The 18,104-nt window shown below is 68.3% G+C and carries 16 protein-coding genes; 4 read left to right on the forward strand and 12 right to left on the reverse strand.

The window, feature by feature from the left end:
- Positions 1–39: 39 nt before the first annotated feature.
- Positions 40–606, reverse strand: coding sequence for a PadR family transcriptional regulator (locus ACIP5Y_RS36480; protein WP_400356981.1), 567 nt, complete (start codon positions 604–606; stop codon positions 40–42).
- A 7-nt stretch (positions 607–613) separates the two neighbouring features.
- Positions 614–3,097 carry a beta-glucosidase gene (locus ACIP5Y_RS36485; RefSeq protein ID WP_400356982.1) on the reverse strand — a complete coding sequence of 828 codons (2,484 nt, stop codon included), beginning with the start codon at positions 3,095–3,097 and terminating at the stop codon, positions 614–616.
- 258 nt (positions 3,098–3,355) lie between these two features.
- Between ACIP5Y_RS36485 and ACIP5Y_RS36490 the strand changes: the two genes are divergently transcribed.
- Positions 3,356–4,045 (forward strand): hypothetical protein, encoded by a 690-nt coding sequence (locus ACIP5Y_RS36490; RefSeq protein WP_400356983.1) that lies wholly within the window; start codon positions 3,356–3,358, stop codon positions 4,043–4,045.
- Between the two features lie 83 nt (positions 4,046–4,128).
- Positions 4,129–4,986 (forward strand): LysR family transcriptional regulator, encoded by an 858-nt coding sequence (locus ACIP5Y_RS36495; protein WP_400356984.1) that lies wholly within the window; start codon positions 4,129–4,131, stop codon positions 4,984–4,986.
- Here ACIP5Y_RS36495 and ACIP5Y_RS36500 read toward each other — a convergent pair.
- From ACIP5Y_RS36500 to ACIP5Y_RS36515, 4 genes are all read right to left on the reverse strand, one after another.
- Positions 4,952–5,845: a LysR family transcriptional regulator gene (locus tag ACIP5Y_RS36500; protein WP_400356985.1), complete on the reverse strand. Its 894-nt coding sequence runs from the start codon at positions 5,843–5,845 to the stop codon at positions 4,952–4,954. The genes ACIP5Y_RS36495 and ACIP5Y_RS36500 overlap by 35 nt on opposite strands.
- A 100-nt stretch (positions 5,846–5,945) precedes the next feature.
- Positions 5,946–7,475, reverse strand: coding sequence for an amidase (locus ACIP5Y_RS36505; protein WP_400356986.1), 1,530 nt, complete (start codon positions 7,473–7,475; stop codon positions 5,946–5,948).
- Between the two features lie 15 nt (positions 7,476–7,490).
- The gene (locus ACIP5Y_RS36510; protein WP_400356987.1) at positions 7,491–8,936 is read right to left on the reverse strand and encodes a pyridoxal phosphate-dependent decarboxylase family protein; all 1,446 of its coding nucleotides are present in this window, start codon (positions 8,934–8,936) and stop codon (positions 7,491–7,493) included.
- A 181-nt stretch (positions 8,937–9,117) separates the two neighbouring features.
- Positions 9,118–10,215, reverse strand: coding sequence for a BTAD domain-containing putative transcriptional regulator (locus ACIP5Y_RS36515; RefSeq protein WP_400356988.1), 1,098 nt, complete (start codon positions 10,213–10,215; stop codon positions 9,118–9,120).
- A gap of 140 nt (positions 10,216–10,355) precedes the next feature.
- Between ACIP5Y_RS36515 and ACIP5Y_RS36520 the strand changes: the two genes are divergently transcribed.
- Positions 10,356–10,883, forward strand: coding sequence for a DUF4232 domain-containing protein (locus ACIP5Y_RS36520; RefSeq protein ID WP_400356989.1), 528 nt, complete (start codon positions 10,356–10,358; stop codon positions 10,881–10,883).
- A gap of 25 nt (positions 10,884–10,908) precedes the next feature.
- On the opposite strand, the gene ACIP5Y_RS36525 is transcribed toward ACIP5Y_RS36520, so the two are convergent.
- Genes ACIP5Y_RS36525 through ACIP5Y_RS36545 form a run of 5 tightly spaced genes read right to left on the reverse strand, consistent with a single transcriptional unit; the run spans position 10,909 to position 13,985 of the window.
- Positions 10,909–11,343: a hypothetical protein gene (locus ACIP5Y_RS36525; protein WP_400356990.1), complete on the reverse strand. Its 435-nt coding sequence runs from the start codon at positions 11,341–11,343 to the stop codon at positions 10,909–10,911.
- Between the two features lie 58 nt (positions 11,344–11,401).
- Entirely contained in the window at positions 11,402–11,821 is a 420-nt protein-coding gene (locus tag ACIP5Y_RS36530; protein ID WP_400356991.1) for a lasso peptide biosynthesis B2 protein, read from the reverse strand.
- Between the two features lie 14 nt (positions 11,822–11,835).
- Positions 11,836–12,090 (reverse strand): lasso peptide biosynthesis PqqD family chaperone, encoded by a 255-nt coding sequence (locus ACIP5Y_RS36535; protein ID WP_400356992.1) that lies wholly within the window; start codon positions 12,088–12,090, stop codon positions 11,836–11,838.
- Complete coding sequence (locus ACIP5Y_RS36540) at positions 12,087–13,850, reverse strand: asparagine synthase-related protein (protein ID WP_400356993.1); 1,764 nt, start codon at positions 13,848–13,850, stop codon at positions 12,087–12,089. The genes ACIP5Y_RS36535 and ACIP5Y_RS36540 overlap by 4 nt, the downstream gene beginning before the upstream one ends.
- Before the next feature lie 9 nt (positions 13,851–13,859).
- A complete protein-coding gene (locus ACIP5Y_RS36545) occupies positions 13,860–13,985 on the reverse strand; it encodes a hypothetical protein (protein ID WP_400356994.1) in 126 nt (41 codons plus the stop codon).
- A gap of 281 nt (positions 13,986–14,266) precedes the next feature.
- Here ACIP5Y_RS36545 and ACIP5Y_RS36550 point away from each other — a divergent pair, with 281 nt between their 5' ends.
- Complete coding sequence (locus ACIP5Y_RS36550) at positions 14,267–16,291, forward strand: tetratricopeptide repeat protein (RefSeq protein ID WP_400356995.1); 2,025 nt, start codon at positions 14,267–14,269, stop codon at positions 16,289–16,291.
- Here the strand turns inward: ACIP5Y_RS36550 and ACIP5Y_RS36555 are convergent.
- Positions 16,275–17,924: a hypothetical protein gene (locus tag ACIP5Y_RS36555; RefSeq protein WP_400356996.1), complete on the reverse strand. Its 1,650-nt coding sequence runs from the start codon at positions 17,922–17,924 to the stop codon at positions 16,275–16,277. The two genes, ACIP5Y_RS36550 and ACIP5Y_RS36555, sit on opposite strands and share 17 nt — an antisense overlap.
- Between the last annotated feature and the right edge of the window lie 180 nt (positions 17,925–18,104).

Here is an 18,104-nt window from a genome sequence, read left to right on the forward strand (position 1 = left end):
AGGTGAGGGTGCGGCGAACGCCCCGGAGGGCGCGCGTGATCAGCAGGTGCGGCCGGACTCCAGCCGGACCAGCGTGAGCTGTAACCACGCGATGTAGGCGGCGGTGGAGGCGTAGCCCTGCTCGTGGGCCATGGTGTGGATGTGGCGGGCCCAGTCCGGGTCGAGTTCCGGGATCTGCGGGTCGTAGGTGCGCGGGTTCGGCGGTTCGGCCGAACCACGGTCATGCTGCAACCGGTATTCCAATTCGGTGCGCACGATGTCGATCGCGATATCGCGGCCGAGCTGTCCGGCGAAGAAGAATCGCAGTTTGAAATCGGAGTCCATCGGCCGGGGTGACGGCTCGAAAGGTGAACGCGCCCATTCCAGCAGCGCCTGGCGACCGGCCTCGGTCATCGAGTAGACCTTCGCGTCGGGCCCGCCCGCGCGCTGATCGACCTCGAATTCGACCAGCCCGCGCTCGACCAGCACGCCGAGGCGACGATAGATCTGCGGGAGCTGTACGCCGTAACCGAGATAGCGGCCCCCGCCCTCCATCATGCGGCGCATGTCGTATCCGGAGTAGCGGCCGAAGGACAGCGCGCCGAGGATCACGTAGTCGAGCTGCATGAGGCTCCTAAATGTGCTGTGTGACGGACAGTTCGGATGCGGCGCTGTGGTGTCCGGCGTGCAATTCGTAGCGCCCGGGAATCGTCGCCCACTTGCCGGTGTGTTCGTCCCAGCGCTGAAAAGTGCGTTCCGGCAGTGTGATCGAAACGTCTACGGCTTCGCCGGGTGCGGCGTCGGCCGTCGCGAATCCGGCCAGCCAACGATCGGGACGGGCCGGATCGTCGGCTGCCGAGGCGGCGTACACCTGGACGATCTCACGGCCGGCACGGGCGCCGACATTGCGCACCCGCACCCTGACCGTGCCGGCAGTCGATTCGATCCGTTCGTAATCCCATTCGGTGTAACCGAAGCCGTGCCCGAAGGGGTAGGCGGGCGCGATATCGTGCCGCTGCCACGCGCGATAGCCGATGTACGGGCCCTCGGAATACTCGAGCACGCCGCCGTCGGGAACCACCTCGGTGACCGGCGCATCCGCCAGCCGCGCGGGCCAGGTGGTCGGCAGCCGACCGCCCGGTTCCGCCACGCCGAGCAGGACGTCTGCCAGCGCGGCACCGGCCTCCTGACCCGGGAACCAGGTCAGCAGGATCGCGGAAACCTCGGTGCGCCAAGGCATTTCCACCGGCGAACCACTATTCACCACGACGACGGTGCGCGGATTCACCGCCGCGACCCGCCGGACCAGCTCGTCCTGGCGGCCGGGCAGGCGCAGGTCGGTGCGGTCGAAGCCCTCGCTCTCCACGAACTCGGTGGTCGACACCACCACGATCGCGACCTCCGCCGCCGCGGCGGCGGCGACGGCCGCGTCGAGCCGCTGCTCGTCGTCGACCACCGGATCACGATGGGTCAGGCCGAAACTGACACCGCGCAAGGCGCCGAATTCGAGCTTGGGCGCGGATGCCAGCAGGCTGACCCGCACCGGCCGATCCGCCACCAGTTCGACCTGTCCGCGCGGCACGGACCTCCCGGTAATGGCGTCGATCGGGTCGACGAGCGCCGGGCTCCCGACCTCGTCGAGCAGGGTGACCCCATCGACGATCAGGCGGAAGCCGCCCGCGCCCTTGGTGCCGAAGCTGTGCGCGCCGCTGCGGCGCGGGGTGAAGACACCGGAGATTTCGACCGAGGCGAGGTTCGTGTAGTCGGCCCCGTCGGGCAGCCCGTCGGCAAGCCAGCGGATCGCGCCGCCGCGCTGAGCCGGTTCATCGGCCAGGATGCTGCCGGATTCATCGCGCAGGACAGTGCGCAGGACGAAATCCGCGCCCGCGACCCCGAGCCCGTCCCCGGGATCGGCGCCCCGCTCGTAGCTCAGAGATGTGCTGCCGGACAAAGCATCTCGTAATCCTTCGAGCGGAGAAACGATATGTTCGGGGAAGACGGTGGCCGAACCGCCGCCGAGAATGCGGGCCTCCCGCGCCGCCGCGCCGATCAACGCGATGCTGCCCGGAGCCGGATCCAGCGGAAGCACCCCGCCCTCGTTGCGCAACAGCACGAACGACCGGGCGGCGATCTCACGCGCCAGGGCGCGGCCATCGATCGGTGCGGGCAGCGCGGACTCGGGCACCGCGGGCTCGGCGCCGGCCAGCAGACCCGCCCGGGCGGCGAGCAGCAGCACGCGCCGCGCAGCGTTGTCCACGTGGGCTTCCGCCACCTGTCCGGCGCGCACGGCCGCCGCGAGCGCGGGCCCGTAGATCGTCATCGGCCCCGGCATGGCGATATCGAGGCCACCGGTGATCGCGCCGACGGCGTCACGGGCGGCAAGCCAGTCCGAGACCGCGACACCGTCGAAATTCCATTCCCCGCGCAGCACGCCGATCTGTAGGTCGGCGTGTTCGGTCATGGTCACGCCGTTGACCCGGTTGTACGCCGACATGATCGCCCACGGTCGTGCGGTGGCGATGATGTCCTCGAAGGGTGCGAGGTAGAGCTCCCGCAGCGTCCGCTCGTCGACGCGGTTGTCGACGGTGAACCGTTCGGTCTCCGCGTCATTGGCGACGAAGTGCTTCACGGTCGCGCCGACGCCGCCGTCCTGCACACCGGCCACATAGCTCCCGCCGATGCGCGCGGTGAGTAGCGGATCCTCCGAGTACGCCTCGAAATGCCTTCCGCCCAGCGGAGATCGGTGCAGGTTGACGGTCGGCGCGAGTAGTAGGTGGACGCCCTTGCGGCGCGCCTCCTGTGCCAGCACCCGCCCGGTGCGCCGGGCGAGGCGGGTATCCCAGGTTGCGGCGAGCGCGGTGGGACTCGGCAGCGTCAGCGCCGGGTCCGCGGCATTCCATGCTCGGCCGCGGACACCTACCGGGCCGTCCGACATGACCAGCGACTCCAGGCCGATCTCGGGCAGCGCGGGCAGCGACCACACGTCCTGGCCGGCCAGCAGCCGGGTCTTGGCGTCCAGGTCCAGGCGGGCGAGGGCCGATTCGACAACGACGGCGTGATCTCGAGTATCCAATGCGATGCGGCTTTCGGAAGACGGAATGTACTGCCCTTGGGACATACCTTCTATGTTCCTAGGAACATTCCCGAGGATGGCATCGAATCAAGAGGCTGTCAACGAACTGCTTGGGGTAGCTAATTTTGAGATCTCACCGCGGGCCCTGTTGAGGCGTGTATGTGCATCCGCATATAGGCAGAGGCTTTCACCCGCATCGGATTTTGTAGTGGATCTTTGTGATCTGGGTCGCATCTAATCACTGGACCGCGATGGTCGTTCGAGCCATCTCAGTTCAGGGGCGACCGGCCCCGAGGAGCACATATGTACAAGATCGCAACCACGGGCGCGCTGATGGCGACTGCACTCACGCTGGCCGCCGCACCGGCGGGCGCCGCACCCGAATCAGGCCCGGCCGCTGTGAATTTCACGACCCACACCAGTGCGACCGCGACGACCATCGCGACCGACAGCGGGGCGATGGCGGCCGACAACGGCCTCTTCACCATCAAGGCCCCCGACGGCACTGTACTCGCCGGCACCGAATTGTCCTTCCGCGTAGACGATTTCGTGTTCCCGATCGCCGCCGATATCGCCGGTCGCACCGCGACCCTCACACCGGAGTTCGATCGCGAACATGCCGTCTACCGGCCGATCGCGCAGCCGTCCGACGACCAGGCGCTCGCGAAGTCCGCCGCCGACCGAGAGCAAGCAGCCTGGAACCGGATGGCCGTCACCATGCAGATGGGCGGCACCATCGGCACCGCGGTCGGCGCCATCGGCGGAGCGGCCGTCGGGTGTGTACTCGGTGGCATCGCCGGGGCCGCCGTGGCCTCGGCCGCGATCATCGGGCTGTTCGGGGGATTTCTTCCCGCGGCGGCACTCGGCTGCATCGGCGGAATGCTGGCCCTCGGATCGCTGGGCACCATTGCGGGCAGCCTGCTGATCTCGGCCCCGATCGCGATCGCGGCGGCCGTGCAGTACTTCCTCACCATCAACGCCCCTGCGAAGTGAGCTGATCCGCTCGCGCATCTCGTCGGCCGCACGCAGCTCTGCGCTGCGTGCGGCCGGCAGTGCACGGCGGGTACTGTCCGGCTATGCAGATCAGGGAGGTCGAGTATTTCCTCGCGATCGCCGACCATGGCAGTGTGCGCCACGCGGCTGCCACCCTCGGGCTCACCCAGCCGTCGCTGTCCCGGGGGATCGTCAACCTCGAACGCGAATTCGGGCTGCAATTGTTCGACCGGCTCGGCCACGGCATGGTCCTCACCACGGCGGGTAAGGCGTTCCTGGGTCCCGCGCGCCGGCTGATCCGCACCGCTCGCCTCGACACCGATCCCGGCAGTATCTCCCTCGATATCGCCACGTGGGGGACGCTCGCGGTCGATCCCACCGCCGCGCTGATCGCGGAACTGCACACCGAGCATCCGGCCCTGCCCATCCGCGTCGAGAAAGCCGATGACGAGGAGTCGGTCTGCCGTCTGGTCCGGGACGGACATTGTGAGATCGGAACAGTATTCCTGCCCAGCATCGCGCTCGAAGGTCTGGGAGTCGTTGCCGCCGGATCGTTTCGCGAATGGCTGATTCTCCCGCCGGACACCGAGGTCGGCCCGGGACCATTGCCGTTGTCCGCGGTATCGGACTACCAATTGGTGGTGCCGACCGGTGGTTCGCAGGTGTCCTTCGTCGGGATGGCGCTCGCCGCGGCCGGCGTGCAGGTCCGGGTGGGCGTGCTGAGCGCTCATCGCGAAGCCCAGATCGCCTTGGTGCTGGAGGGTTCCGGCGCCGCCCTCGCCTCGGAGCATTACGCGCGTGTCGCGCAATCGAGGGGTGCGGTCATTCGCGAACTGACGCCGCCTATCGTCCGTGACTACGGATTCGTGCATCGTGTGGACGTATTGTCCCCGGCCGCTGCGCGATTCATCGACCTCGCGCTGGCCCATACATCGAACTGACGATCTCGAGCAGTGCGGCGAGCGCGGCCGACACCGCGCCCGCGCGGTGCACCAGGAACACGCCGCGTTCGATCGCCGGCTGCGTCGAACGCACCTGCATACCCTCCGCCGCCGCGGCGGCCGCGAGTGCCGGCGGCATGATCGACGCCCCGGTGCCGCTGCGCACCAGCGGCCGGATCAACTCGCCGGGACCGCATTCCGCTATGACGTGCGGGCGAATGTGCGCTGCCGCGAAGGCCGTCGTAATCCGTTCCCGATACGGCGTGGAACTCGGTGGCAGTATCAAGGGCACCCCGGCAAGTTCACCGATCGGCACCGGATTCCCTTCCGGCAGTGCCATTCCCGCCGCCGCGACGAGTGTGAGCCGTTGCCTGCCGAGGTCGGCGCAGTGCAGCACCGAACCCGTCGCCGGGGTGGTGGCGAATTCGACCTCGCATTGCCCGCTCTGCAGCAGGCGGAACGGCGCCGCCGAGAGCGCCGGGTCGACCACTTCGATCACGACCGCCGGATGCGCCCGCCGGAAGCGCCCGATGATGGCGGCGACCGGATCCTCGAACAACTCCGAATCGACGGCGATCGTCAGTCCGCCGCGCCGCAATTCCCGCACTTCGTGGACTGCCCGCTGCGCGTCCGCGGCGCCTGCGAGCAGTCTGCGGGCCATCGGAACCAGCCCGGCGCCCGCCTCCGACAGCACCAGTCGTCGGCCCGTCCGGATGAACAGGGTGGTGCCGAGCTCTCTTTCGAGTGCGCGGATGGACAGTGACAACGACGACTGCGAGATATAGAGGGCCGAGGCGGCGCGGGTGAGGCCGTCGTTGTCCACCACCGCGAGGAAATGCTCAGCGTGCCGGATCTCCATGGCCCTCCCTACTTCAGCCCTCGATGCTCCGAACTTCTGGTGTGGCTTCGCGTTCGGTCCCGACCACACCGAACGCCTGCACTCGATCCTGCCCCAGCTGTCAGTGCCCGGGGGTGTGGCGCACCAAGGGCGGGCAGATTGCGCCGCCCGACGGCGCATGCCGCTCCCAGCCGTGCGCGAGCTGTAGCAGTTCGAGGTCCGCGTGGCTGCGGGCCAGGACTTGGATGCCGGTCGGGAGCCCGGCCGTGTCGAATCCGGCTGGCAGGCTGATGGCGGGCACGCCGAGCAGGGTCGCGATGGTGGCGACCTCCATCCACCGGTGGTAGGACGACATGGTCGTGCCGTTGATCGTTGCGGGCCACTCCGTGTCGACATCGAACGGGGACACCTGAACGCTCGGTAGCGCGATGAAGTCGTAGGAGTCGAACAGGGTCAGGAACGCGTTGTACATCGCGGTGCGTTTGACCGACGCCGCGAAGGCCTGCAATGCGGTGATGGGCGCGTGCCCGTCGACGCCATTGAGGAGCCCCTCCACTTCGTAGAGCGCTTCGGGCTTGAGCGCCGCCCGCGTGACCGGATACTCGTACAGCGGATACAGCTGCGAGCCGGCCAGCCAGTGCCGGATGGTCAGCCACAGCGGCCAGAGGTCCTCATTCCCGTTGAACCCGTTCGCCTTCGGCAGGCCGGGGACCGATTCCACTGGCATACCCAGGGATTCGAAGACTGCCAGGGCGGTTGTGCAGAGCTCGAGCACCTCGGGCTCCATGGGCAGATAGCCGCCCAGATCACCCATCCATGCGACCCGCGCGCCGGTGAAGTCGCGGTCGAGGCCGTCCGACAATCCGCCGTCCGACTCGATGGACAGGGGAACGCCCGGGTCGTGTCCCGCCATGGTCCGCAATAACAGGGCGAGGTCGGTCGCGGTGCGCGCCAACGGCCCCGGAGTCCCGCACTGCTGCACGAAAACGTCCATGCCTTCCATCGGCACGCGTCCGAAGGAGGGCCGCAGTCCGAGAATGTTGTTCCAGGCGGCCGGATTCCGCAAGGAGCCCATGAAGTCGCTGCCGTCGGCCACCGGGAGCATATGCAGCGCCACCGCTACCGCCGCGCCGCCACTGCTGCCGCCGGCCGACCGCGTCTGGTCATAGGAATTGCGCGTGGCCCCGAATACGTCGTTGTAGGTGTGCGAACCCAATCCGAATTGGGGCACGTTCGTTTTGCCGATGATGATGGATCCGGCGGCACGCATGCGCGCGACATGCAGCGAATCGGTCTGTGCGGCAGGGATATCGAAGTCACCTCGGAAGAAGCCCCGGGTCGTCTTGAACCCGGTCGCGTCGGAGAGGTCCTTGATGGCCTGCGGAAAGCCGTGCATCCACCCCAGGTCCCGGCCTCCCGCCAGGAGGCTGTCCTTCGCTGCGGCTTCGTGGAGCAGCTCCGCGCGGGGCCGCAGCGCGACAATGGCGTTGACCGACGGATTCACCACCTCGATATGGTCGAGATAGGCATTCATCACTTCCACGCACGACACTCGGCGCTCGTGGATCGCGGCCGATAGTTCGGCCGCGTCGAGCCCGATGATCGAGGTCTTGCCGACCGAGGTGGGAGCGTCGGAATTCGAAGTGGTCACGGGACAATCCTTCGGTTATCGGTTCGCCGGGTGTGCGGTGAGCCCCTCGTGGTACGAGAGGATGGCGGCCTCGCGGAGCGGCAGGGGCAGGCTGTCGACGACCAGATGCAGCGCCGCGATGCCGCTGCCGGGGGCCATGCTGTCTTCGACCAGCGTATTCAGCTGTTCGGGTGCGGTGTCCGCCGGCAGCGCGCGCAATATCTCGACCCGCTCGGGATCCAGCAGCGGCTTGCGCGTCCGGGCGGCCTCGACGGCGTCGCGCAGCACCTCGAGCAGCGACGGCAGATACTTGCGATGACCTGCGGCCATGGTGAAGTGGATGCTCGGTGGAATGCCCGGCTGCGACAACTGCGGCTGCATTGCCCAGCCGCGACGCCCCAATTCGTCCAGGAAGACGAAGAAGTCGACACCCTCGGTGGTCACCGCGATCAGCGACGACTCCGGCCGGCCGAGCACCGTGAGTCCGGGAATGCCGGCGACACCGTCGATGAGCTGCCGGGTGAGTTCGAGCGTTTCCTCGACCAGGCGCAGATAGCCGTCCGTGCCGAGATGACGGAGGACCGCCCAGCCCGCGGCGAGCAGGCCACCGGGCTTGGAGCTCTGCACCGTGGAATTGGCGATCGGGTATCCGGTCCAGCCCGCGTGCACGAAGTACTGCGGCCGCCGCAATTCCCGATCGCGGTACAGCACCAGCGAGCACCCTTTGGTGGTGTACCCGTATTTCTGCAGGTCCACCGAGATCGAGCTGACGCCCGGGACCCGGAAGTCCCACGGCGCCACCGGGTGTCCCAACTGCTCCATGAAGGGCAGCACCCAGCCGCCGATGCAGGCGTCGACATGCAGGCGCACACCCTTTTCCAGGCACAGCGTCGCGATCTCGGCGATGGGGTCGATGACGCCGTGGCCGTATTGCGGAGCCGAGAGCACCACCAGCACGGTGTTCTCATCGATGGCATCGCGAATCGCGTCGACCTGCGCGCGGAAGGTCTGCGGGTCGATGGGCGTCACCACGGTCTCGACGCCCAGATACTTGGCGCCCTTCCACCAGGCGGCGTGGGCCGAAATGGGCAGGACCATCCGGGGATTCGTCACCTCGGGCCGACCGTCACGGGCGGCTTTGACCGCCAGCAGGCAACTTTCGCTGCCCCCGCTGGTCCAGCTTCCGGTGGCGGCGTCACCCCCGTGCAGCAGATCGGTGGCCGCGCGCACCACCTCGCGCTCCATCACGTACACGCTCGGAAACGTCGTGGAGTACAGCGGGTTCACATGCAGGTACATTCCGAACGCGGCGGTCGTGAGCCGTTCGACCGTCGCCAGCCCCGTGTCGTACATATTGACCATCCCGGGCCGGTCGGCGTCCGGGTCGTCCATCGTGTGCAGCTCGGCCAGGTCGGCGAGTACTTGCTCGGCGGGCGATCCGTTGTGCGGCAAGATGTTATGGCCGGGCTCGGGTGCGCTCATCAGTTCCTCGGGATTTCTGTCGGAGGGCCATCGGCCCGACTCTGCGGGCGAGGCCCGGCGGCAGTAGCCCGCGTGCCTCGCCCCTGACCGCCATTCAATGCGCCGCGGATCGCCTGGATCCAGCGCAGAGATCGATGCGGCCGAAAGCCCCTGCCTATATCCGCAGGACCGATGTCGATTCCTAGGTACGGGGCAGCGCGGAGCGGAGGTCGGCGGTAGCGGTGTGGAGGCCCGGTTTCGGCGTCGGCTGGAACAGTGTGGGGCCCAGGGTGTATCGGGTGCCTTGGATTTGTACCGCACCCAGTTGGATGAGGTGTCCGAGTGCGCGGTCGACAACGGCTGCGCTGAGATCGGATTCGGCTGCCAGTCGGTCGGCATCCGCCGGTCCGGTATGTGCGAGTGCGGTCATCAGCCTGAAGGCATCGTCGAGCGCTCGGAGTGAATCATGGTGCGCGGCAACCGCAGTCGCGCCGGATCTGTGCTGGAGGGCGGGATCGTGCCGCAGGATGGCGAGTTCGAGTTGGGCGGTCTCGGGGGAGGGATCGACGCCGTACTCCGCGGCGAGTCCATCTCGCAGTCGTCGCAGGGCCATGAGCGCGTCGGTCTGCCGGCCGCAGCGGTACAGGGCGAGGGCATACGCGCGCGAAAGCGGCTCGTGCAGCGGATTCTGGGTGGCGGTGGTGGTCAGGTGTGGCAGCACGTCCGCGCTGGAATCCAGCTGCAATGCGGCTTCGAAACGCGCGGCGAGGATGCTCAGCCGCCATTCCTCGAGCCGGTCCGCCTCCGCCCGGGCGAATGGCATCGCCGCCAGATCCGCCAGCGCGGGCCCCCGCCACAGCCGCAAGGCTTCCTCGGCCGCTTCGACCGCCGCTTCGCTGTGACCGTCGCGCCGTGCGGCGTGCATGCGCTGCGCCGCGGCCTCGGCCGCCGGTACGTCGACGATGCGCGCGGTGGTGCGATATCCGGCCGGTGTGCGCAGTATCGAGCCGCCATGGACGCCCAGGGCGGATCGCAGCCGCGATACCACCACTCGCATCCGCTGGATGGGCGGGTTCAGGTCGACGTCGCCCCACAGATCCTCGGCCAGCCGCCGGTCCGGCACCGGATATCCGTCCGCCAAGGCGAGCCGGACCAGCAGGGCCCGTTCGAGTGGATGTCCCCCCGTGACCTCGGCTCGGCCCGCCTGGATCCGGACAGTGCCCAGCACCGAGATCTCCAGCTCGGATGCCTCCGCTACCGCGCTGCTCGCTGCCGAGCCGGTCGCTTCGATGTTGCTCATGCCGCTCCCCTCCAGTCGCATTCAACGGCCCCGATCCAACTATCGCTCCGGGGTGGGTGGATGTGATCACCCGGAGGGTTCGAGGGATCACCCCTAGGGTTCGTGGTCGGGTGGTGGCTGCTTTTCTACTGTGGGATGTCATGAGGCACACGTTGATTCGCATGGGATTCGCGCTGGCGAGTATCGCGGCGGTGGGGGCGGCGGAGTTCACGGCGACGGCGAGCGCGGCTCCCGTCCCGGCCATCGCGCACCGTGACCGGGGGGACCAACCCTGTGTGAACGGGCAATTGGCAACATCCATCAGTGAACTGAGCCCGGGGTCGCAGCATCGCGGCATCCGGCTGACCTACAACCTCGCACCGGGTGCGGGACCGTGCACCCTGTACGGCTATCCGGGTCTCGACACCGGCGGTCGCGTACCGGCCGAGCGGACGCTACGCGGATATCTTGGCGGCCTGCCGGACGGCCAGAACTCCCTGTACACCGTCATGGTGACCCCCGACCATCCGGCTCGGGCCGATGTCGAATGGATGGCCGTCGACACCAGCGGCAACAGCTGCGTCACCGACCCGGGTTTCTGGACCACGCCGCCGAACACCACGGATACCCAGTGGATGCCGGAGCAGATCCAGCCCTGCCGCTTGCAGATTCACCCGGTCGTCGGCTGATCGACCACGCAGCGTGGCGGTTGTTTCAGCAGTGGCTGCTCTTCCATTGGCTGAGTTTGCCGAGGATGGCGTCGGTGGCGGGTGTGTTGATCTGGTCCTGCCCGAGGTGCTGCAGATGACCGACGATAGCGGCCTCGCCCTGGGCGAAGTTGGCGATGATCTCGGTGGGCGCCGAGCGCCGGAAGGCGCTCAACCGCTGAATCGCGGCCTGTGGGTCGCTGGGTTCCCGGCCTTGCTGCAGCGAGTGCGCCAGATCGATCTCGTACTGTACTTCGGTGCAGGCGTCACCGGTCGTATTCGTTTGCGCTGCAGCCGGTGTCGTCACCGTGGAGCTGGCCGGGGCGGTGGCGCTCGGCGCGGTCGAGGTGCCGTTACCCGCCGTCGTCGTGCTGGAACCGCACGCGCTGAGCGTGATTGTGAGGGCGAGCAGGGCAAGGCAGACGCCACTGGTCCGGGACAAGGTTTCTCCTCGAATGTTCGGTCGCGAGGTGTGACGCGCTCACCCTGCGGGGTGGAGATTACAAAGGACTTACAACGCGATCGATGGGTGCGACGGTGATCAGCGGGCGGTAGTAACCGCGCGGATGTGGTTCATCGACCGGGGTCCCGTCGGCCTCGACCCAGGCATGCGCGGCGAAGGGCTGGGTTCTGACTCCGACGCACCAAGTAGGGACGGTGCCGCGGAGGCGGCAGAGCAGCACGGTGGCGATCGAGCGCTCGAGGCAGCCTCGATCGCTGCGGCAGTGCAGGCTGACCGCGAGGATGGCGTCGCGGGCGCGGTGTGCTTGATCGTAGGTCGCCGGTCGGGAACCGCGCCGGATCGCGCGGAGAAAGGTCCGCATATCGGCGGGTGATCGGCGGGACAGCAGCCACGCCGCCGCGAGTGCCAGCGCTACCGCGGGCCGGTCCCGCAGGCGCGCCGGCGGTCTGATTGCCAAGGTCGCCGGGTGGCTCATTGTGCTTGTACCAGACCACGTTCGACGAGCATCGTCACGAATTCCGCGACATCGCGTCCGGACCGTTCCTGGCCTGCCCGGGCCGCCAGCTGCTGCCGGACCTCGTTCGTGCTCGCACCTCCGGCGAGCATTTCCACGATGACCGCCGCGGTGTCGTTGAGTTCGAACAATCGTCCGGCGTCGGTGTCGAGCAGCACCATTCCGGACTCGGTCCGCGTCACGGTGATATGCGGGGCGAGTGTGAATCTCATGTCGGATCCTTTCCGGCGCGGGTCGTCAGCCACGCGTCGTAATCGAGTGTTCGTTCCAAGTGGGCAGCGAATCGCAGTGCGGGCGCTTCGATCGCGGCGCGCAACCGCGCACGGTCCACCAGTCCCGCGGCGGCGAGCGGGGAGGCGTCGGCGCGCTCCAGCAATGCGGCCCGCTGCGCCGCGAGCCCGCGAAACCACGCCGGACCGGTGTCCGCCTTCGTGCGCCGCGCCAGAATCTCGTCGGGCACCACATCACGCATGGCCGCGGCGAGCAGCGGCTTGTATTCGTAAGCGTCATAGCGCTCGACGGCGCGGACAGCGAGCGCGGCGTCGATCACCGGGTCGTCGAGGAACGGCAGCTCGATCCGCGGCTCGCTGAACTCCTGCCGGATCAGCCGATACAGTGCCGCGCCGCTCCGGATCTGCTGGAGCGCTTCGTGAATGCCCCGGTGCGGTGCGAGCGGTTGCGCCGACTGTGCGCGGGACCGCAGCAGGGCAGCCGCGGCAGCCGCCCCGTCGGGCGTCGCCCATGGTGCGAGTTCGAGCGGAGGACCCCAGCCGAACGGGTTCGGATCCTTGCTGTCGCCGCGTTCGAGCCGATCCGCCGCCGCGGCAAGCCATTCACCGTAACTCTGCCGGTCGGCCAGCGAGCGTGCGATCTCGGCGCGGCGCCAGCCGCGTCGCGCGCGCAGCGCTCGGATCTGACGGAACGCCTCGACCGGCCGGGACCGCGCCAGATCGTGCACGTAACCCGTTGTCGTGCTGAACAGTTCGTCGCCGCCGTGCCCGGCGAGATACCTCGTCGCCGCATGCGCGCGGTAGTGGTCGGCGCACGCACGGAACACCGCACTCCCGCGCGAGGTCGCGGCCGGGGCATCGGCTCGGGCAGCGCCGATACCGCTGAAGAACGTAGGCAGGGCGGCCTCGTCGAGAACGGTTCGCTCGACACGCGGCAGGTGCCGTGCCGCCCGGTCCGCCCAGTAGGCGTCGTCGCTGGCCGGGTCGATGTGACGGACGGTCAGCGCGACGACCGGGATATCGCCTCGCGCGGCGAGAAACGTCAGCGAGGTCGAATCCATCCCGCCCGAGAAATCCGCACCGATCGGCATCCCTCCGGTTGCGTGCAGACGCTGGGCCACAGCGCTTTCCAGTGCCGTGCGCACGAGCTCGGCGCCCGCGGGGAGGTGCCGGTCCGATGTGGGCGGATGCCACCATCGATCGATGCGGTGACGACCGTCGGGCGTGAGTGTGATCGCGTCACCGGCCGCGACCGCGGTGACGCCGCGCCACGGCACGAGCTGATCCAGTGGATGCGGCGGCAACGGCCCGATCAACCCGGTGGCGAGCCACGCGTCATCGAGTTCGGCGCCGAGGAATCCGGCCAGGATATCGGCGCGGTCGGAGACGATCGTGACGCCCTGGACGCGCGCGTGGAACAGTCGTTGCAGCCCGGACGCCGAGCCGAGTAACCGGGTACGGCCCTCGGCCGAGGACCCCAGGAAACAATCAGCGGGCGGGGCGAGCGGGTCCCCCGCGTGCGTGGTGCCCGGGGCAGCCCCGAGCACCACCACCCGCGCCGGATCGTCGCAGCGGATGCTCACTCGATCGGCCGGTGCCGCCCCGACCAGCCACGGTCGCCCGGAACTGTGCCGGACGATCGTCGGGAGCCGATCAGCGTGCGTCGCAACGTGTTGTGGCAGAGCGCAATCGGGCAGCGCGACGAAACCTGTCGCGGTGCCGCCGGCGCGGGTGCTCGTCATCGCGTCGGCTTATCCGTAGTAGAAGGCCGGCCAGCCGTCGAGGTAGTAACCTCTCGGGCCGCCACAGGTCTCCACCCGGAAGTCACCGATCTCGATGATTGTCGGCCGCTGATAAGGCCGGTCGATATCTCGCATCTCCTGCTCCTCCTCTTGTCCCCGTGCGGATCTCGCGCGAGTACTGCCACTGTCCCCGCGCGGAGTTTCAAATAGCTTTCACTGTCCTGACCGGACGTATTCCGCTCGTCGGCGGTCCTGGCCGACGCCGGCTCGACTCCCGTTGCGGGCCAGGTGGGTTGGCTGCGCGTGGTGTCCGGTACCGGTTGGGAGGGAGGCGTCGCGGCCGACACGATAATGTCGTTCCCATCGAAGCATCGGAGCTCGCCGGTGGTCGCGGTCGTGGTGTGGGAGGATCTTGCATGATGGTGCCGCACGAGGTTCCGCTGGGACCGCGGGTATTCGTCAATCGGCAGGCGGACTTCGAGTGGATGGCCGGATTCTGGTCGGGGAGTGGCGGTGGCGGCGCCCGGGTCGGGGTGTGTGCTGGGCTGCCCGGTGTCGGCAAGACGGCGTTCGTGCGGCGGTGCGTCGAGCAGGCCAGGGCGGCAAGCACATTCGCCGACGGTGATCTGTGTATCGAATTCGGCCCGATGCAGGGTGAGCGCATGTCGGTATCGGATGCCGTAGGGGCGTGTCTGCTGGCGTTGGGGGTGTCGAAAGACGCGATTCCGGCAAGCCTGGCCGAGCGGGCCAATCGGCTGCGCAGTCTCACCGCCCGGAAATCGGTGCTGATCGTGCTCGAGGATGTCACCGACGCGGCTCAAGTCCTGCCGTTCCTGCCCATCAGTCCGGCGAGTGCGGTATTGGTGACCAGCAACAGTCAGCTCAGCGAACTGGTACTCGACGGCGCGGAGGCGCGCCGGCTGGCGCCGCTGGACGGTGCGGCCGGGGCGCATATGCTCGCCGAACTCGTCGGTGCGCGGGTCCGGGAGGAACCTGCCGCGGTGGCCGAGCTGGTCCGCCAGTGTGCCGGGCTGCCGGTGGCCCTGCGGGTAGCGGCGGCCAAGCTGGTGGCCCGGCCGGGATTGCGCATCGAATCCGTTGTGGCGGCGATCAATGCCGACGACAGCGGACCGGCGCCGTTCACGGCGGCGGGCTGGGAGGCGGTGTCCGCGGTGTTCTCCGAGGCTTATGCGGGGCTGGACGAGGATTCGGCACGCTTCTACCGTCTGCTGGGCCTGTTTCCCGGGCGCGATCTGACCGCCGATACCGCCGCCGCCTTGCTCGCGCGCGACGCTGTGACCACCGGCAATGCGATCGGCGCCCTGATCGAAGCCGGTCTGCTGATGGAGGACTCGGCGCAACGATTGTCGCTGCACGCGCTGTTGCGCCGGCATGCCGCGCAGCTGTCGGAGCGAGTGGATTCGGAGCGAATTCGCGAGGACGCCTTGCGGGCGGTATTCCACCACCTGGTGGTCCGGGCGGCGTTCGCGGACCTGGCGGCGTTGGGCACCAATCGTTTTCGATGCACGCCCGCCGGCGTGACACAGGGCTACCGGTCGCCGTTCACCGGCGGCGAGGACCGCCGTCGTGGGCTGGACTGGCTCGACGCCGAGCGGATGAATCTGCTGGCGGTGCAGCGTGCCGCCGCGGCCCAGGGCTGGCACGAATGGGCCTGGCAGCTCGCCGAGGCACTCAGCGCGCTGTATGTGACCAGGCGCTACTACGTGGATTGGACGGTGTCGAGTGAGATCGGCGCGGCGTCGGCGCACGCCGCCGGTGACCGCCGGGCCGAAGCGCGATTGCGCAGCTTCGTCTCCCGGGCCTGGATCGAATTGGGCAATCCCGATCGTGCTCGCGAGGAATTGCTGATCCAGGCGCTACCGCTGGCGGAGACCTCGGGCGATGGGCGCCTGCTGGCGTCGGTATGGGAGTTCGTCGGCCGCTATCGTGACGCGACGGAACCGGACCGTGCCGCCGAGGCATATGAACGTTCGATCGCCTTGTTCGGCGGCGAGAACGATTCCAGGGGAATCGCTTTCGTGAGCTACTTCCTCGCCCAGGCCCAGTGGCGCGCGGGCAATCGCGATCAGGCCGAGCAGACGATGCGGATGGCGCTGGCCCTGATCCGGGCGCTCCCGGAGCCGGACCCCCGGATGGCGGGACGCGCCCTGACCGAACTGGGCCGGATACTCGATGAACTCGGAGCGCCCGAACAGGCGCGGGTGATGTACTGCGACGCAATCGATGTGCTGGCCGCCAGCGGCGACGCATTCTACGAGGCGGCCGCGCACGAGCAGCTGTTCCATCTCGCCGAGCGAATCGGAGACCAGGAGGCCATGCGCGTCTCGCTGGCGAGCATGCTGCGGCTGCACCGAGATCTGGGCAGCGACCGGCTCGACGAGCTCACCGCCTGGCAGAGTCGTCTCACTCCGCCGTGGTGAAGGTGACATCGACCGTGCTGGATCCGGCGTGAATACTGAGCCGGTCCGGTAGTGATCGATCGATCAGGCGGTAGTACATCGCCGAGGCGAGAAGCTGTATTTCCCTGGGGTTTTCGGATTCGGTGACGGCATGCACCGTCGCACCGTCGCGGACGACCGCCAGATAGCCCTGCGGTATTGCCGCGACGGCGAGCCGGGCGCCGGGATAGGTGGACAGCATCGACCGAGCCCAGCGGTGGGCCTTCGGCGAATCCTGCACCGTCGCGCGGGTCACGGCCGCGGCGCGTTCGATGATCTTGGGATCCGACTCGGATTCGTCGGCGACCACATGGGTTTCGTGGCATTCGTCGCCATCGGCGTAATGCCATACCGCGGCCGGGATGCGTTCCAGGGTCAGTGCCGGGCCCGATATCGCGGTGACGCGGACGACATGGGACGTGATCGATCGAGCACGGCAGTGCGGGATCGGAATGCGGGTCAGCAGGCGTGGATGTTCGAGCGGCGTCAATCCGAGTGTGCGATAGATCAGATGCTGGACATTGCGCGTCGCGTCACCGACATGAGCGAAGACCCGCTCGGTGATATGCGCGTATTGCCCGGCCCGGTATTGCTCCCGGGCCGCCTCGAGTTGCTTGCGCAGGTCACCGCCGGGACGCAGTACCGGAACGCAATTCGCCAGCTCGTCGGTGGGTGTGCCCGGAACGGTTTCCGGTGCGCGGCCGGTCATCAGCAGCGGCCGGTCCAAGGACGCGGCGAACAGCCCCAGCGATCCATGATCGGAGATGACCTGATCGGCCGCGATCAGGGCGGCATGCCAGCCGGACTCCGGCGGCATCAGGATCAGTCCGGCGTCGAGGGCGGACGACAGCCAGACCGTGATCTGGAAAGCGCCGTAGTACGCCCACACATTCGGGTGCAGAACGAGGACCACCTGGTACGAGTCGGCGTCGAGCGCACCGAGCAGTTGCACCGGCAAGCCATGCCAGCGGCCGATCACCGACTGCCGGCCCCAAGTGGAGGCCACGGTCACCAAGGTCCGGTCGCCCGTACCGAGGGCCTCCCGGTAGCGGTCGCGCAACGCTCGGCTGGCCTGCAGCCGATCGAAGGTCGGGTCGCCGACGGTCTCGGTGCGGTCCGCGGCCTCAGGGCTGACCGCGAGGAGCTGTTCGCGCTGCTCGGGATGCGAGAGCGTGACCGTCACCCGGCCGGCGCGCAGGACATGCAGCGGAGGCAGTCCGGCCAATCGCAGCGCGGGCCCGGTCGCGCTGGGCACGAGCTTGTTGAACCCGAGTCCGTGCGGCAGTAGCACCGTGTGCGCGTCGATCGCGTCGAAATCGATGTTCTCGCTGGCGCTCAGCGCCAGGTGATACCGGAAAGCGCGTTGCCGCACCCGATCCCACGCGATCAGGCGTACGCCCGATGCGCGGAGCAGATCGTGGACACCGGCGCTGAAGGCCGACGTGGCGTCGACGGTGAAGACGAGCCGGATCCGGAAATCGTCGCGGAACCACTCGACGGCTTCCAGCAGACGGTAGGCAGAGGTCAGGGTGCGGGCGACGGCCAGGATGACATATTCGGTCTCGGAGAACGTCTCCCAGGCGGGATCATCGTGGACACGCGGTCCCTCGGGCAACTCGCCGGCTCCCGGCTCCCGGCTCCCGGCTCCCGGCTCCCGGCTCCCGGCTCCAAGTATTCAGTATATGTCGCCGTGAGCGCCGAGAGTTCAAGTAGCACAATGCAGCTCGATTCCCGCATCGATCGGCAACCGATGGTCATGAGTTCGTCGGCGAGCACCGCCGATCGCCCGGCCCCG

The sequence above is a fragment of the Nocardia sp. NPDC088792 genome (assembly GCF_044750615.1).
Taxonomy (GTDB): Bacteria; Actinomycetota; Actinomycetes; order Mycobacteriales; family Mycobacteriaceae; genus Nocardia.

Excerpts from the sequence above, each read along its gene's own strand:
- ACIP5Y_RS36490 (WP_400356983.1), top strand. The coding sequence starts at position 3,356 with ATGTACAAGATCGCAACCACGGGCGCGCTGATGGCGACTGCACTCACG.
- ACIP5Y_RS36485 (WP_400356982.1), bottom strand. The coding sequence starts at position 3,097 with ATGTCCCAAGGGCAGTACATTCCGTCTTCCGAAAGCCGCATCGCATTG.
- ACIP5Y_RS36480 (WP_400356981.1), bottom strand. The coding sequence starts at position 606 with ATGCAGCTCGACTACGTGATCCTCGGCGCGCTGTCCTTCGGCCGCTAC.
- ACIP5Y_RS36540 (WP_400356993.1), bottom strand. The coding sequence starts at position 13,850 with ATGACGAGCACCCGCGCCGGCGGCACCGCGACAGGTTTCGTCGCGCTG.
- ACIP5Y_RS36495 (WP_400356984.1), top strand. The coding sequence starts at position 4,129 with ATGCAGATCAGGGAGGTCGAGTATTTCCTCGCGATCGCCGACCATGGC.
- ACIP5Y_RS36520 (WP_400356989.1), top strand. The coding sequence starts at position 10,356 with ATGAGGCACACGTTGATTCGCATGGGATTCGCGCTGGCGAGTATCGCG.
- ACIP5Y_RS36510 (WP_400356987.1), bottom strand. The coding sequence starts at position 8,936 with ATGAGCGCACCCGAGCCCGGCCATAACATCTTGCCGCACAACGGATCG.
- ACIP5Y_RS36550 (WP_400356995.1), top strand. The coding sequence starts at position 14,267 with ATGATGGTGCCGCACGAGGTTCCGCTGGGACCGCGGGTATTCGTCAAT.
- ACIP5Y_RS36515 (WP_400356988.1), bottom strand. The coding sequence starts at position 10,215 with ATGAGCAACATCGAAGCGACCGGCTCGGCAGCGAGCAGCGCGGTAGCG.
- ACIP5Y_RS36535 (WP_400356992.1), bottom strand. The coding sequence starts at position 12,090 with ATGAGATTCACACTCGCCCCGCATATCACCGTGACGCGGACCGAGTCC.
- ACIP5Y_RS36500 (WP_400356985.1), bottom strand. The coding sequence starts at position 5,845 with ATGGAGATCCGGCACGCTGAGCATTTCCTCGCGGTGGTGGACAACGAC.
- ACIP5Y_RS36545 (WP_400356994.1), bottom strand. The coding sequence starts at position 13,985 with ATGCGAGATATCGACCGGCCTTATCAGCGGCCGACAATCATCGAGATC.